Here is a 15,402-nt window from a genome sequence, read left to right on the forward strand (position 1 = left end):
TTTGACCGCATACCCCTGTGGGAGCCGGGCTTGCCCGCGATTGGGTCCACCCTTATTTCGCTACCTTGCCGAGTACACGCAGGCGACTCACACCGCCATCCGGGAACACGTTCAGGCGGATGTGGGTGATCGGGCCCAGCGCCTTGATCTGTTCGACGAAAGTGTGTTCGGCGTGCATTTCCAGCTTCTGGCTCGGCAGCAGTTCGCGCCAGAACAGCGACTGGGTTTCGATCTGGCTGTCGGTGCCGCCCTTCACGAAGGCGCCCTGGATCGAGCAGGTGTCCGGGTAGTTGCCCTTGAAGTGCAGGGTGTCGACGATGATTTTCTCGATCTCGCCCGGGTGGCCCAGGGCGACGATCACCCAGTCATTGCCGGGTGTACGACGACGGGCGGTTTCCCAGCCGTCGCCCATGTTGATGCCACGGCCCGGGTTGAGGATGTTGCTCATGCGACCGAAGTGCTCGTCGGAGCAGGCCAGGGCGCGACCGCCATTCAGTGCGGCAGCCAGGTCGACCTGTTCGTTGTCACCTACCGCCGACCAGTCGCGGAACGGTACGCCGTATACACGCAGACGGGCCACGCCGCCATCCGGGTAGATGTTGAAGCGCAGGTGGCTGAACGCCTGCTCGTTGTTGATTTCATGGTAGTGGTGGCTGTTGCCTTGCAGCTCGACGGCGGACAGCACTTCCACCCATTGGGTGTTCTCGTCAGGCTCGCCCGAGGCCAGGAAGCAGGCTTCCAGGGACGCCGAGGGTGGGTAGTTGCCGGTGAAGAACGAGGTGTCGATGTCCACACCCTTGATGCTGCCGGGCACGCCGAGGCGGATCACCGCACTGTCGTAGCCTTCGAAACGCTTGCGGCGCGACTCCCAGCCGTCCATCCACTTGCCGTTGTCATCGAACACGCCTTCCTTCCACACGGCCGGGGTCGGCTGGAACAGGCGGTTGGCGTCGGCGAACCAGTCATCGGTGACGGAAATGATCTTGGTGCCCAGGCGGGCGTCGGCCAGGTTGACGAACTTTTCGAAAGGTACGGCGTAAGCTTTCATTCTTCTTGTCTGCCTTGAATAGAGTGGCTGGGGATGGTCGTTTAGAGGGTCAGTAATCGGAACAACGCGATCTTGTTGATCTCGGCCAGTGCGCATTTGAACTCGGCCTCGACCGAGTGATGAATGCGCGTTTCGAACGCGGCCAGGATCTGATGCCGGTTGCTGCCTTTTACCGCCATGATGAAGGGAAACTTGAACTTGGCCTTGTAGGCATCGTTCAGCTCGGTGAAGCGCGAGAACTCTTCGGCCGTGCATTGGTGAATACCGGCGCCAGCCTGTTCATTCGTGCTGGCTTCGGTGAGTTGCCCCTGGACGGCAGCCTTGCCGGCCAGGTCCGGGTGAGCGTTGATCAGCGCCAACTGGCGGGCATGATCAGCACTCAACAGGATGTCGCTCATGCGCTGGTGCAGGGTTTCGATCTGGTCGATCGACGCGTCCTGGCCCAGGTCGAAGGCCTTTTCGGCCACCCATGGCGAATGTTCGTAGATATCGGCGAAGGCCTGGACGAATGCGTCACGGCCCAGGGTCGAAGGTGTGAGGGTCTGGAACGCAGTCATTTCGCCGCTCCCTTGAAAGGATGAGTGTCGTGCCAGTGGCGGGCGATGTCGACGCGGCGGGTGAACCACACCTGTTCGTGACCTTTGACGTATTCGATAAAACGCTTCAACGACGCCAGGCGCCCCGGACGGCCGATCAAGCGGCAATGCAGGCCGATGGAAAGCATTTTTGGCGCCTCGGCGCCTTCGGCATACAGCACGTCGAACGCATCCTTGAGGTATTCGAAGAAGTCATCGCCCTTGTTGAACCCCTGCACCTGGGTAAAGCGCATGTCGTTGGTGTCCAGGGTATAGGGGATCACCAAATGCGGCTTGCCGGTGGGCGTATCGGGTTCCCAGTAGGGCAGGTCATCGTCGTAGGTATCGCAATCGTAGAGGAAGCCACCTTCCTCCATCACCAGCCGCCGGGTATTGGGGCCGGTGCGCCCGGTGTACCAGCCCAGTGGGCGTTCGCCGGTCAGTTCGGTGAGGATGCGGATGGCTTCGAGCATGTGCTCGCGCTCCTGGGCCTCGTCCATGTACTGGTAGTCGATCCAGCGGTAACCGTGGCTGCAGATCTCGTGGCCAGCCTCGACCATCGCGCGGATCACATCCGGGTGGCGCTGGGCGGCCATGGCCACGGCAAAGATGGTCAGCGGGATATCGAATTGCTTGAACAACTTGAGGATGCGCCACACGCCGGCACGGCTGCCGTATTCGTACAGCGACTCCATGCTCATGTTGCGTGCGCCTTGCAGCGGCTGTGCAGCGACCATTTCCGACAGGAACGCTTCGGATTCCTTGTCACCGTGCAGAATATTGCGCTCGCCACCTTCTTCGTAATTAAGTACGAAAGACAGCGCGATGCGTGCCTTGCCCGGCCAGTGGGGGTGAGGAGGGTTACTGCCGTAACCGATCAGGTCGCGTGGGTAGTCAGCGCTCACTGCAGTCTTCCTTCTTGTTCGTCGTGTTGGCGATGAGTGATTGTATACAACTTATCGCGCACTTTGTAAGCCCGCATTTCTGCATTTTTTCTGCAAGGCTTCAGGTGAATGGTGTAGCAAGAAACTTGCCTGATTGGTCAGCTAATGGACAAAAGGTCGTTTAAAAGCAAGGATTACTCGACGATTGCCTCGAGCGTCGCTGCAGGTGCACGGATCCAAAGGTTTGTGATTTTTATTGTGTACAATTTTTTTAAAAAGTGTCTTAATCAGCCATCGCCGGCTTTTTCGCTGCCCTGAAAAAGCGCGGACCTTTCTTTTACTGACTTCAGGAGGCGCGCCGACGCCATGGGACGTTTGACCACACACGTTTTGGACGCCGCACACGGCTGCCCCGGCAGCGCGATCAAGGTCGAGTTGTACCGCGTCGAGGGCGCGCAGCTTGAGCTGGTCGCGACCACGCTGACCAACAGCGATGGCCGTTGCGATGCGCCGCTGTTGCAAGGTGACGACTACCGCAGCGGTGTCTACCAACTGCAGTTCAGCGCCGGTGACTATTACCGCGCCCGTGGCGTGCAGTTGCCTGAACCAGCCTTCCTCGATGTGGTGGTACTGCGTTTCGGCATCAGCGCCGAACAGGATCACTACCATGTCCCGTTACTGATTTCGCCCTACAGCTACTCCACTTATCGCGGTAGCTGAGCGTCACCTCGCTTCACACCCCCAAAGCTCTTCGTTGGTTTTTCGCCCGCCCCACACTGCGGGCTTTTTTTTGCCCGGCAACTATGTAGTGCAGGATGAACGCGACGGGTCTCTAGGCTCGGTTTTTTTCAAGCCACCCGGAGGCCGGCATGGACACCGACAGCGTTTCACCCCTGGATTTCGACGACCCCGCCGTGACGCCCGAACAGCGCCTGACCACGCTGCGCGCGTTGTTGACTCAGCGTATCAACGGCGCCGCCCAGCCCAGCCGCCTGATCAATCAATTGCACGACACCCATGAACGTTGCCTGCAACGCACCCGGCAATTGCGCCAACTGAGCGGTCGGGCGCCGCGTATCCTTGCGGTGATCCGCCAGGCCTTGCGTGAAGCGTTTGCTCTGGATCCTCACACCTTGCTGTTCAGCGAACCACCGCCGCCTCGCCCGGCCAGCCAGGTCAACAGCCTGGTCGACCGCGCTTTGGACCTGTTTGCCCGGCCCGGTGTGCCCATCAACCTCCATCACTTCACGGCCTTGAGTGTCCAGGGCGAGGCGCTTCATCGCCTGCCGTTCAACGCTTGGGAAGTCATGGACCGAGTGCGCAAGTTAAGGCTCTCCGAGCGCGTCGACAGTGCCGTTACGGGGTACTGGCAGCAACTGGCCGAGGGTTCATGGCTGTCCCGTGCAAAGCGCTGGGCCGAGTTGCACGCCTTGGCATTTGCCGACCAGGCTTACCTGGCGCACCAGGTGTTTGAGCTGTCGGCAGCGGCCTACTCCATGGTCAAACAGCTGGTGGATGCACCGACCGCCGAAGCCCGCCAACGTGCGGGTGGTGCTTGGGCCGCGTTGTGTGTGGAGACGCTGACTTGGCCCCACACCGACTCGGGAGTGCTGGCGATTCCAGGCGCCTTGTACCTGCGTCGGGCTGGTGAGCCGGACGCGCCTGTGGTGGTTTATCTGCCGGGTTTGCAGCAGGCGTTTCGCGAATTCAGCTCCTGGCATCAGTTGCAGAACGATTTGCCGGTACTGATCCAGCAGTCGTTGCTGAACACCGCATGGCTTTATTTGCCGTTCAAGCGTCACTCGGTCGCGGCAATCCCTCCTGGCGTGAGCCTTAACGAGGACGCCCTGGCCCACAGTGCGCAAGCCTTGCTGGATGGACAGTTGAATGACGAATGGGGCAGCCTGCTGTCGCTCGATTACACCGCCCCTGCCGTGGGCGAACCCCTGCCTAGTCGTCGTGCGGCGCGTTTGCTGCGGTTTATCGAAAAGCACCGTGCGCGCCTCAACCGTGGGCCGATATTCGCCTCCATTCTGGACGAATTGCTCGAGTGGGACCGCCAGCGACGACACTCCGAAATCCTGCTGGCCAACCTGTCTGCCGACCTGCCGCGCATGGCCTGCGAGGGGAAATTGCAACGCTATGAAAGCCGCTTGAGTGCGTTGCACGAGACTGACGCTGCGGCCTATCAGGCGCTGTTGCAACTCGAAGGCCAGCGTCAGGAACTGTTGCAGAAGGTCAGCGGCTGGACGCTCGGCGAGGCGCCCCGGTTGTTCCAGCCGGCATTCTGGCTGGAGCGCCTGGAAGGTTCGCGCCAGCGTGCCGCGTGGGTGGTGCAGACCCAACGCCGTGCATTGCGCCAGGAGGCACAGATTGAGTTGGCCTTGCAGATGCTCCAGCAGCCCCACCTCGACCGGTTGCTGGAGGTACTCGATACGCCGTTGGCAGCGGCGCGGGGTGACAGTGACACGCGCGTGTTGCGCATCACCCTGGGGGCGGGCGGCCTAGGCGAGTTGATGGGCGTGTTTGTGGTGACCACCGCACGTGCACTGAGCGAGCCGATGGAGCCCCAGCCGGTGTTGCTGGTGGTCAGTGGCGGGTTCGGTGGGCTGGCGGTATTCGACACATTGCACAGTCTGACCTACGCGCTACGGGCCAGCCTGACCAGCCGTGATGGTTCTGTGTTATGGCGCTGCATCGGACGGGACGTGCGCAAGGCTCTGCAATCGGAGCTGTCGGCGGCAACGCCGATTGACTATCGCGTGGAGGAGGGCGATGCACTGCATGGTAGCGTCAAGGCGTTGATCGAATACCACGCGCGCCTGCACAAGCGCCTGAATGGCCCAGCGCGCTTGTTCAGCGAGGTAGCGGATGTGAATCTGGCCCGGCAACTGTTGGCCGATGAGCTGCGCGATCACCTGCAAGTACCCGCCCATGATGCGCGTGCGGTTGCCCTGGCGAATGTGGAGTACGTGCGCTTCGGTGCCGTGCACTCTCACGCCCGGCCACCCTGGCTGACGCGGGCTTCAGCGGCTCACCGCCAGCGCTACAGGCGCCTGCAACGGAGTTACCTGGCCAACGCCTTGGCCCTGGAGAGCCGGCTGTGGCAGGTGTTGCCGTCGCTGGAAACGTTTGCGCGCGGCCTGTTGGCGGCGCGGCTCAAGGCGGATGGTTTTTCCTCGACGCTGGATATGGACCTGCCCTTGCTGGACATGCCGGACGATGTCAGCCGCCAGTTTTGTGGCTGGTCGAGTCAATGTGTGGTGGGTGACCGTCATGCCAAAACCGTGGTCAGTCGCGAACGAACGACCTTCAGCCTGCTGGATCTGGCCTTGCATAACCTCGACCCCCAGGCGCCATGGACCGAGTGGCGATTGAACCGGGCGCGCTGGCATCAGCCTGAGTGGAAGGCTCGATTGAGCCCGCGTTATTTGATCGACACCTTGTCTGAACTGGACATCGGCGGACAGTACACCGCCTGGGTCCAGCGTGTGTTTCACCCGACATCCCAGGCATTGTCCCGGCCACTGATCGACCGCAGCACGTGGCAGTTGGCGCGCTTGCAAGCTTTTTCCGCTGTCAGGCAAGGTCTCTCGGTTCAGGGGCAAAGCCTGTTCAGCACGGCCATGGCGGCGCGTGGCCCGGCCGATCTGTACAAGAACGGTCATGAGTTGCGCTTGGGTTTCGTGCGGTTGTGCGGCCTGACCTTGGCTCAACACCGCCATATCGCGGGCATTCTGATCATCATCGATCAGCCCTCGCAGCGTTGCGTGGTGTATTGGCCGGGTGCCCAGGGTTCGCCGACGATCAGCGAGCACGATGGCGTCGAACAGGCCAGGATCGCGATAAACGCCTCTTGGGCGACCCCCGACAACAGCAAGGCGCTGGCGCGACAGGTGGCCCCCGGCTGGGAAACCGAGGCGCTGGCCGGCTATCCCGGGCAACCGGCCGTCGTGCCAACGCCGGTGGCGTTATTGAACAGGGTCCGTGTGGCGCCGATTCTGGGGTTCGCCGTTCTCAGGGCGTATGAAGCCATTCGGCGGTTCGTCGCCAGTTTCAAGATCAAACACACGCTACCCTCTGCGGTGTTGCCTGTGATCGAAGCACAGATCAAGGAACAGATCCTCGCCGACCCCAAGGCCTGGCTGGACATTGTCCTTACCGCCCAATGCGATGCCCAGGCGCTGTTCGCCCATGCCCGCATGCTCGAGATCCAGCAGCGTGCCCAGGCCAGTGCCAACTCCATCGCGACACTTGATCAATACCGAGAACAACGCTTGGCCGAGCAGAACGATGCCAGGGTGCGTGGTCTTCTATCTTTCATTCCGGTGATTGGTGTGGGAATCAGCGTGTATGAGTTGTTGCTGGCGGCTCGGCGTTACCACCTCAGTCAACGCGCCGACGATGCGGTGGACGTGGTGTTTTTGACGCTGATGGCATTTGTCGATGTGGTCACCTCTTTCATTCCCGGGAGCAAGACGGTACGCCCCGTTGCGCTGCACCGGAGCCTGATTCAGTTGCATCAGCGCGGTGCTCGCCTGGCACGTTTGCCGTCTGCGCCCCAAGCGGCCAGCGTGTTGGAGCGTTTGCGCAAGTCTTTTTCCATCGACACCGCCGTGCCGCTGCAGGGATCGGGCGAGAGGGGGGTCTACGTGAAAAACGGCGAGCAGTTCTGGCGCGATGGCGAGCATTTTTACCCGGTGTACCGGCGCACGGATGAACACGCGCTGCGGATAAAGAACCCGGGCGGTGAAGCCGAGGGCGAATTACTGCTGTTTATCCGGGAAGACCGTGAGTGGTCATTGGGGGCGGATGCGCCGCCAGTGTCACCACAACCGGGTCCGAGTTCAGCCATATGGCGCCCCTTCAACGCTCCGGCCGAAACCAGCTGGCGTCCCCCTTCGCACACGGCGGTCGAACTGCGTCTGCGCCAGACCCAGGTACCGCCGCAGCACTTTCAGGCCTGGGCCTCCACGGCGTCGCTGACACTGACGGCGCTGTTGCCGGAGCGGAGTCTGTTCGAGGTCACCGTACGTCCGCCCGCGCGCCCCTATCGGGTAGTGCAGTTCAATGGCCGTCATTATCGGGTGCTGCCGGACGGTGCGCAGGTGTCCCCGCGCACGTTGATCTTCATCACCCGCGACCAGCCGCTGGAACATGCGGCGTCCCTGGATATCGCCTATTGGCTTGAAGTAGGCGCGTTCGACCAGCCGATACCGGCGACGCTTGGCAGTGAGGGCGCGTGGGTATTTCACCGACCGTTGTTCAGTGAGTCGCTGCGGGTATCCCTGGCCCGGGCGTTTCCGTTCATGACGACCAACAGCCGCACGTTTCTGATCGAGCGCCTGCTGGCTCTGTCCGATCGCAGCCCGTCACTGACTGCCAGCCATCTGCTCAGTTTGCGTGCAACCCTTGACCGTTGGCTGGCGCCAGGCGCCCTTGGGCAAACCGACGATCTGCTAAAGCTGTTAAGGCCCCTGGAAAGTGCCAGCAGTACCCGTATCTACATCGGCCGTGAGCCGATCACGCCGGGCTTTGAGCGTATGGATTTCACCGTGGTCCCTCGGCCGAGCAATGCTTTGTTCGAGCCCACCCAACACAATCAGATTGAAAGGGCGCGGGTGATGCAAAACGCGGTGCGAACCGTGCTGGAGGCCCAGGGGTTTGTCGTGCGCAGGATGGAAAAGAAGGCGGGCGCCGGCGCTGTGGTGGACTTCTGTTGCACTCATCCGCAGACCGACAATCTGTACTACGTGTTGACGCGCTGGTCCCATACCCCCTCGATCAAACTGCACGCGGCGCACGCGATGCAAATGACCGACGCGTGGTTCATCGAGAAAAGCACGTCCTTCAAATTCAGCGCCGCCTACGCGCCGATCAAGCAGGCGCTCGACGAGCACCGCCTGGTGAAGATCATCGCGGGCATTCAGTGGACGGCACAGGCACCGCCCACTGTGTACTTCGTCCGGTTTGGCAGCCTCAGGCCCGGAGCAGCGCTGCGGCGCCGGCCGCGCCGAAAAAGGCCGCGCTTACCCGGTTGAACCAACCCTGGCCGCTGCCGCTGCGCAGGTAGCGCGCGGCGCCATGGGCACCGAGCCCGTAGGCCAGCTTGCAGAGCAGGTCGAGCAGGGTCCAGGTGACGATCATGATCAATAGTTGCGGCAGGAACGCGTGTTGGCTGTTGAGGAACTGCGGCAGGAATGCGGCGAAGAACAGAATGTCCTTGGGGTTGCTGGCGCCCAGTACGAAGGCGCGACCAAACAGGCTGCGAAAGCGCGGCAGCGGCGCGCTGTAGGGCACTTCTGCCTGTCGGGCCGGTTGCCGCGACTGTTGCCAGCTCTGCCAGGCGAGGTAAAACAGGTACGCCGCGCCGACGATCTTCAAGGCGCTGAACAGTTGCTCGGAGGCCAGCAACAGCGCGCCCAGGCCGAGGGCCGAGGCGCTGAGCAGGCAGATAGAGGCAGATACCCCACCCAGAAACGCCGGATACGAGCGGCGCAGCCCGTAATTCAAGCTGTTGCTGATCATCAGCAATGACAACGGCCCCGGGATCAGGATCACCACCAATGCCGCGCCGCTGAACAGTAGCCAGGTTTCCAGGTTCATCCGTTGCTCCTTTATAGAAATATGAATTTGGCGATAAAGATCGCGCACAACACCCACAGGCTGATGGAGATCTCACGGTACTTGCCGGTACCGGCCTTGAGCGCCACGTAGGTGATGAAGCCCAGGGCGATCCCGTCGGCCACCGAGAAGGTCAGGGGCATCATGATCGCCGTGACGATCGCCGGAATGCTGTCGGTGGCTTCGTCCCAATTGATATGGGCCATGCTCGCCATCATCAGCATCGCCACGTAAATCAAGGCTCCGGCGGTGGCATACGCCGGGATCATGCCGGCCAGCGGTGCGAAAAACATCGCGGCCACGAACAGAATGCCCACGGTCACCGCCGTCAGCCCGGTACGCCCGCCAGCGGCCACGCCGGCGGCACTTTCCACGTAGCTGGTCACGGGCGGCACACCGACCATGGCCCCGAATACGCTGGACGCACTGTCGGCCTTCAGGGCACGGGACAGGTTATCGATCTTGCCATCGGCATTGACCAGTCCGGCCCGTTGCGCGACGCCCATCAGTGTACCTGCGGTGTCGAACATGTGTACAAAAAGAAACGCAAAAACAACGCTGATCATGCTGATATTGAATACACCGGCCACATCCATGGCCATCCAGGTCGGGGCCAGGCTCGGCGGGGTGGAGAGGATGCCGTTGTAGTGCACCAGGCCCAGGCCCCAGCCGGCGAGCGTGACGGCGATGATGCTGATCAGGATCGCGCCGAATACGCGGTGGTAGCTGAGGATGGCGATCAGCAGGAAGCACACGGCGGCCAGCAGCGGCGCGGGTTCGTGCAGCGAGCCGAGCTTGATCAGGGTGGCTGGGCTGTCGACGATGATGCCGGCGGTCTTCAGACCGATCACCCCGAGGAACAAGCCGACGCCGGCGCCCATGGCATGGCGCAGGCTCACCGGAATGCTGTTGAGCAACCATTCCCGCACCCGGGAGAGGGTCAGGCCCATGAACAGCACGCCCGAGATGAACACCGCGCCCAGCGCGGTTTCCCAGGTGTAGCCCATGGTGCCGACCACGGTGTAGGTGAAGAACGCATTCAGGCCCATACCTGGCGCCAAGCCGACCGGCCAGTTGGCGTACAGGCCCATCAACAGGCAGCCGAGGGCGGCAGCGATGCAGGTGGCGACGAACGCCGCACCGTGATCGATGCCGGCATCGGCCATGATGTTCGGGTTGACGAAGATGATGTAGGCCATGGTGATAAAGGTGGTGAGGCCGGCGATCAGCTCGGTCTTCACTGTGGTGCCATGCAAGCGCAGTTTGAACAGGCGTTCCAGCCAACCGTGGTTGGGCGGGGAGAGGTCCAGCGTCGGGGCTTCGGTTTTGCGGCTATCCACAGCGAGTACTCCTCAAGAGTTTTATTGTTATTTCCAGCGCCGGTCACAGATGTGGGCAACAGCGCTTTGAGGTGTCGGCAAGTTTTGTTGACCAATAGGTCAGGAACTCGCTCGATGTGGATTATGCTTTTGTATACAAATAAAGCAAATAATGTTTTCGATTGGCCGCTCGGAAGCAGATGAAAGGCATGCCCTCTACCCGCTCGCCACAGGGTTCAAGGCTGGTGGGCGAGTGCCTGATTGACGGCCAGCCAACCGCTGACGGCGGCTTCCCCGGCGTCGCTGAATGCGCGTTGCAGCAACTTCACCTGCTCGCGCCGCAGCGACTGTTCGAAACGCTGGCCTTCCTCAGTCAATTCCAACAGGCGTTTGCGCTTGTCGGTCTCGGACGCAACGCTGTTCACCAGGTGCATTTCCTGCAATTGGCGCAGCGGCATATTCAGTGCCTGCTTGCTTACCCCGAGCACTTCCAGCAGTTCCTTCACGCTCAATGCGGGGTAGCGCGCGATAAAAAACACGATGCGCTGGTGCACCCGACTCAGGCCTCGGCGCTCGAGCATTTCGTCGGCCTTGGCGGTGAACGCCTGGTAGCCGAAGAAGAACGCTTCCATGGCTTCTTGCTGGGCGGTTGGGTTTTTAAGGTCAAGCATATTGACGTATCCGTTCGCGTCGTCGTAATTTCGGTCAAGCAGTTTGACGTATTTCCCACAGGCTTAGCCAGCGGTGACCCCATGGCCTTCTCTGAACGTGTTACGCGCCTCAAAAGCTCCTTGATCCGTGAAATCCTCGCGGCTGCCCAGCGTCCGCAAGTGATGTCCTTCGCCGGAGGCCTGCCGGCCGAAACCATGTTGCCCCGGTTGAACTGGGATGACCTGCCGCTGAATATCGGCCAATACGGCATGAGCGAAGGCGAGCCGCAGCTGCGCGAACTGATCGCCGCGCAGGCCCGTGCCCTTGGCGTGCCGTGTCAGGCCAGCCAGGTATTGGTGGTCAGCGGTTCTCAGCAAACCCTGGACCTGGCGGCCAAGCTGTATATCGACAAGGGCACGCAGATCCTGCTCGAAGGCCCGACCTACCTGGCCGCGTTGCAGATCTTCCAGTTGTTCGGCGCCGATTGCCTCACCGTGCAACTGGAGGCCGACGGGCCGAACCTGGCCGCGTTGCGTGCCAACCTTGAACGCCATCACCCGGCGTTCATCTACCTGATTCCGACGTTCCAGAACCCTTCGGCGGTGCGCTACAGCGAAGCCAAGCGCGAAGCCGTCGCGGCATTGCTCGATGAGTTCGGCGTGACTCTGATCGAAGACGAACCCTACCGCGAACTGACCTTCGACGGCGCCAGTGCCAAACCGATTGCCGGGCGCCTGAAAAAGGCCAGCTGGATCTACACCGGCACGGTTTCCAAGACCCTGTTGCCGGGGCTGCGGGTGGGTTACCTGATCGCCAGCCCGGACTTGTTTGCGCACCTGCTCAAGCTCAAGCAGTCGGCGGACCTGCACACCAACCGCGTGGGCCAGTGGCAGGCGATGCAGTGGCTTGGCAGCGAACAATACGCGCAGCACCTGGTGGAACTGCGCAGTTTCTACCGTGAACGCCGCGACGCGTTTCAGGCCGCACTGGTGCGCCATTTCGGCGACCTGGCCGACTGGCAAGTGCCCCAGGGTGGATTATTCTTCTGGCTGACCTTGAAACAGCCGCTGGATACCCGCACTTTGTTGGCTCCATCGCTCGATCAGGACGTCGCGTTCATGCCCGGTGAACCGTTCTTTTCCGAGCCGGACCAGCACCTGGGTTCGTTGCGGCTCAATTTCAGCCATATCGACCCGGCGCGCCTGGACGAAGGTCTCAAGCGCCTGGCCGCGGTGGTCCGTCAAGCACAGCACGCGCAAGCGGCATAAGGGGAGCCCCATGTACAAGGTTTATGGCGATTACAAGTCGGGCAACTGCTACAAGGTCAAATTGATGCTCAGCCTGTTGGGCATCCCGTATCAATGGGTGGATGTGGACATCCTCAAGGGTGACACCCAGACCGCCGAGTTCCTGGCGAAGAACCCCAACGGCAAGATCCCGGTACTGGAGCTCGAAGACGGCACCTGCCTGTGGGAGTCGAACGCGATCCTCAACTTCCTCGCCGACGGCAGCGAGTTCCTGCCCGGCGAGCCGCGCCTGCGTACGCAAGTGCTGCAATGGCAGTTCTTCGAGCAATACAGCCACGAGCCCTACATTGCGGTGGCGCGGTTTATCCAGTTCTACCTGGGGTTGCCGGAAGAACGCCAGGAGGAATACAAGAAGCTGCACAAGGGTGGCTACAAGGCGCTCAAGGTCATGGAGCGTCAACTGCAATTGACGCCGTATCTGGTGGGTGATCAGTTTTCGATTGCCGACGTGGCGCTGTATGCCTACACCCATGTGGCCCACGAGGGTGGTTTCGACCTGGCGGCCTATCCGGGTGTGCAGGCGTGGTTGAAACGTGTTGCCAGCCATCCAAAACATGTGCCGATGCTGGACTGATCATACGGTTCAACATGTGGGAGCTGGCTTGCCTGCGATGGCCTCACCTCGGTACAACTGACAGACCGAGTTGTCCGCATCGCAGGCAAGCCAGCTCCCACACAAGCCTGCTCTAACGTTAGCTCTGCGGTGTGTCAGATAATTCGTCGTTCAGCAGGTCAAAGCAACGTTGCGCCGCCGGGCTCAAGCCCATCCCGCTGCGACTGATCAAACCGATCTCACGGTTCACGCCGGGATGATCGATGGGGATGCGTTGCAAACCCTTCAGACTGTCCGCCGCCGATTCCGGCAACACACTGATCCCCAACCCCTGGCGTACCAATGCCAGCACCGTCGACATGTAGTTGGCCTCCATGCCGGCGTTCATTGTCAGCCGCGTCTCATCGAACAACGCATCCACTTGCTCGCGCACACTGCTGTCGCGCCCGGTGAGGATGATCGGCTGATCGGCCAACTGTGCGAGGGTCAGTTGGCGATGACGGGTCAGCGGGTGGTCCACCGGTACAAATGCACACAGACGGTCATTCAGTACCGGTATGAAATCCAGGCCGTGACTGAGTCGTGCCCGCACGCCGATGCCGAAATCCACCTCCCCGGAACGTACCTGGGCATGAATGCGATGGGCTACCAGGTCATGCAGGCGCACTTCGATTCCGGCAAACCGCTCACGAAACAAACGCAAGGCCGGCGGCAATGTCCCGGCGCACACCGAGGGCAGGGCGGCGATGGTAACCACGCCCCGGCGCAGTGCGGCGAGATCGCGGGAGCCGCTGACGATGTTGTCCAGGTCCAGCAGCAGCTTTTCCATCGGGCCACGGGCGTCCTGGCCGGCAGCCGTGATGCTGACATGCCGGGGGCTGCGGTCGAGCAGGGCAACGCCGAGCCAGTCTTCCAGTTGCTGCACCTGCACCGTCAGCGCGGAAGGCGAGAGGTGCAGCTCGTTGGCGGCCCTGGTGAAGCTGCCCGTACGGGCCACCGCCAGAAACGCCTGAATGTGTTGGATGCTGTTCTTCATTTTGTTTTTCCGAACACTAGCTGGTGAATATTCTAATTTACAAAGACTAACCCGCTTCCAATACTCCCGGTAAAACAATAACCGGCCATCAAGGCCGCTCTGGAGTAACCCATGCTCGCAACCCTGGGTGTCATCACCATCCTGTGCCTGCTCGCTGCCGTCATGAGCAAACGCCTCTCGCCGCTGGTGGCCCTGATCGCCTTGCCGATCATCGCCGCGCTGCTTGGCGGTTTCGGCCTGCAAACCAGCGCCTTCATCATCACCGGTATCAAGAACGTCGCCCCCGTCGTCGGCATGTTCGTGTTCGCGATTCTGTTTTTCGGGATCATGACCGATGCCGGTATGCTCGACCCCATCATTGATCGCATCCTGCGCACGGTAGGGACACGTCCTACGCGAATTGTCGTAGGCACGGCGACACTGGCGTTGTTGGTGCACCTGGACGGCTCGGGCGCGGTGACCTTTCTGGTGACGGTGCCGGCGATGCTGCCGTTGTACACGCGGTTGGGCATCGACAAACGCATCCTCGCCTGCGTGTGCGCGATGGCGGCCGGGGTCAATTTCCTGCCCTGGACCGGCCCGGTGCTGCGCTCGTCAGCCGCCTTGCACGTGCCGGTGGCGGACTTGTTCCAGCCGTTGATTCCGGTGCAGATCGTTGGTCTCGCCTTTGTATTCGCCTGCGCCTGGTGGCTGGGGCGCCGTGAAGAAAAACGCCTGGGCCTGGGGGCCGGGTCCACGGTGGATGCGGTGCCGCAGCGGGTACTCAGCGAAGACGACATCAAGCTGCGCCGCCCACGTCTGTTCTGGGTCAACCTGATCCTGACCGTGCTGGTGATGGTGGTGATGATTGCCGGCTGGGTCGATCCAGTGGTGATGTTCATGCTCGGCACCGTGGTGGCGCTGTGCATCAACTATCCGAACGTCGACGCTCAGCGTGCGCGCATCGACGCCCACGCCAAGACCGCGCTGACCATGGCCAGTATCCTGCTCGCTGCCGGGGTGTTCACCGGAATCATGCAGGGCACTGGCATGCTCAAGGCCATTGCCGAAGTGGCGGTAGCGCAGATTCCGGCCGGCCACGGGAAGTTGATCCCCGCCGTGGTGGGCTTTATTTCCATGCCGTTGAGCATGCTGTTCGACCCCGATTCCTACTATTTCGGTGTGATGCCGGTGATCGCCGAAGTTGGCAAGGCCCTGGGCGTCGACCCGCTGCAAGTGGCCCAGGCCTCGTTGCTGGGTGTGCACACCACCGGTTTCCCGGTCAGCCCGCTGACCCCTGCGACCTTCCTGTTGGTGGGCCTGTGCAAGATCGAATTGGCCGATCACCAGCGCTTCACCATTCCGTTTCTGTTTGCCGCGTCGGTCTTGATGACCCTGACCGCGCTGCTCCTGGGAGTGATTTGAG

General features: G+C 61.5%; 12 protein-coding genes. 5 read left to right on the forward strand and 7 right to left on the reverse strand.

The window, feature by feature from the left end:
• Positions 1-52: 52 nt before the first annotated feature.
• The 3 genes from alc to puuE are packed head-to-tail and all read right to left on the reverse strand — an operon-like array spanning position 53 to position 2,528.
• Entirely contained in the window at positions 53-1,048 is a 996-nt protein-coding gene (alc, locus tag ACW9IB_RS24385; protein WP_457415824.1) for an allantoicase, read from the reverse strand.
• Positions 1,049-1,089: 41 nt separating this feature from the next.
• Complete coding sequence (uraD, locus tag ACW9IB_RS24390) at positions 1,090-1,605, reverse strand: 2-oxo-4-hydroxy-4-carboxy-5-ureidoimidazoline decarboxylase (protein WP_457369008.1); 516 nt, start codon at positions 1,603-1,605, stop codon at positions 1,090-1,092.
• Positions 1,602-2,528: an allantoinase PuuE gene (puuE, locus tag ACW9IB_RS24395; protein ID WP_457415825.1), complete on the reverse strand. Its 927-nt coding sequence runs from the start codon at positions 2,526-2,528 to the stop codon at positions 1,602-1,604. The genes uraD and puuE overlap by 4 nt, the downstream gene beginning before the upstream one ends.
• Before the next feature lie 345 nt (positions 2,529-2,873).
• On the opposite strand from puuE, the gene uraH reads away from it, so the two are divergent.
• Both uraH and ACW9IB_RS24405 read left to right on the forward strand, forming a co-directional pair.
• Positions 2,874-3,227, forward strand: coding sequence for a hydroxyisourate hydrolase (gene uraH / locus ACW9IB_RS24400; RefSeq protein ID WP_038847464.1), 354 nt, complete (start codon positions 2,874-2,876; stop codon positions 3,225-3,227).
• Between the two features lie 149 nt (positions 3,228-3,376).
• Complete coding sequence (locus ACW9IB_RS24405) at positions 3,377-8,548, forward strand: dermonecrotic toxin domain-containing protein (protein WP_457415826.1); 5,172 nt, start codon at positions 3,377-3,379, stop codon at positions 8,546-8,548.
• On the opposite strand, the gene ACW9IB_RS24410 is transcribed toward ACW9IB_RS24405, so the two are convergent.
• From ACW9IB_RS24410 to ACW9IB_RS24420, 3 genes are all read right to left on the reverse strand, one after another.
• On the reverse strand, positions 8,487-9,113 hold the full coding sequence (locus tag ACW9IB_RS24410) for a LysE family translocator (protein WP_457415827.1): 627 nt from the start codon (positions 9,111-9,113) through the stop codon (positions 8,487-8,489). The two genes, ACW9IB_RS24405 and ACW9IB_RS24410, sit on opposite strands and share 62 nt — an antisense overlap.
• Before the next feature lie 11 nt (positions 9,114-9,124).
• A complete protein-coding gene (locus ACW9IB_RS24415) occupies positions 9,125-10,471 on the reverse strand; it encodes an NCS2 family permease (protein WP_457415828.1) in 1,347 nt (448 codons plus the stop codon).
• Between the two features lie 215 nt (positions 10,472-10,686).
• Complete coding sequence (locus ACW9IB_RS24420) at positions 10,687-11,121, reverse strand: MarR family winged helix-turn-helix transcriptional regulator (protein WP_457415829.1); 435 nt, start codon at positions 11,119-11,121, stop codon at positions 10,687-10,689.
• An 81-nt stretch (positions 11,122-11,202) separates the two neighbouring features.
• Between ACW9IB_RS24420 and ACW9IB_RS24425 the strand changes: the two genes are divergently transcribed.
• Positions 11,203-12,369, forward strand: a complete 1,167-nt coding sequence (locus ACW9IB_RS24425; protein ID WP_457415830.1) for an aminotransferase-like domain-containing protein — start codon at positions 11,203-11,205, stop codon at positions 12,367-12,369.
• A 10-nt stretch (positions 12,370-12,379) separates the two neighbouring features.
• A complete protein-coding gene (locus ACW9IB_RS24430; protein ID WP_457369015.1) occupies positions 12,380-12,982 on the forward strand; it encodes a glutathione S-transferase family protein in 603 nt (200 codons plus the stop codon).
• A gap of 118 nt (positions 12,983-13,100) precedes the next feature.
• Here ACW9IB_RS24430 and ACW9IB_RS24435 read toward each other — a convergent pair whose 3' ends face one another.
• Positions 13,101-13,997, reverse strand: coding sequence for a LysR family transcriptional regulator (locus tag ACW9IB_RS24435; RefSeq protein WP_457415831.1), 897 nt, complete (start codon positions 13,995-13,997; stop codon positions 13,101-13,103).
• Positions 13,998-14,108: 111 nt separating this feature from the next.
• Between ACW9IB_RS24435 and ACW9IB_RS24440 the strand changes: the two genes are divergently transcribed.
• The gene (locus tag ACW9IB_RS24440) at positions 14,109-15,401 is read left to right on the forward strand and encodes a CitMHS family transporter (RefSeq protein ID WP_457369017.1); all 1,293 of its coding nucleotides are present in this window, start codon (positions 14,109-14,111) and stop codon (positions 15,399-15,401) included.
• Position 15,402 lies beyond the last annotated feature (1 nt).

The sequence above is a fragment of the Pseudomonas sp. SDO524_S393 genome (assembly GCF_054071875.1).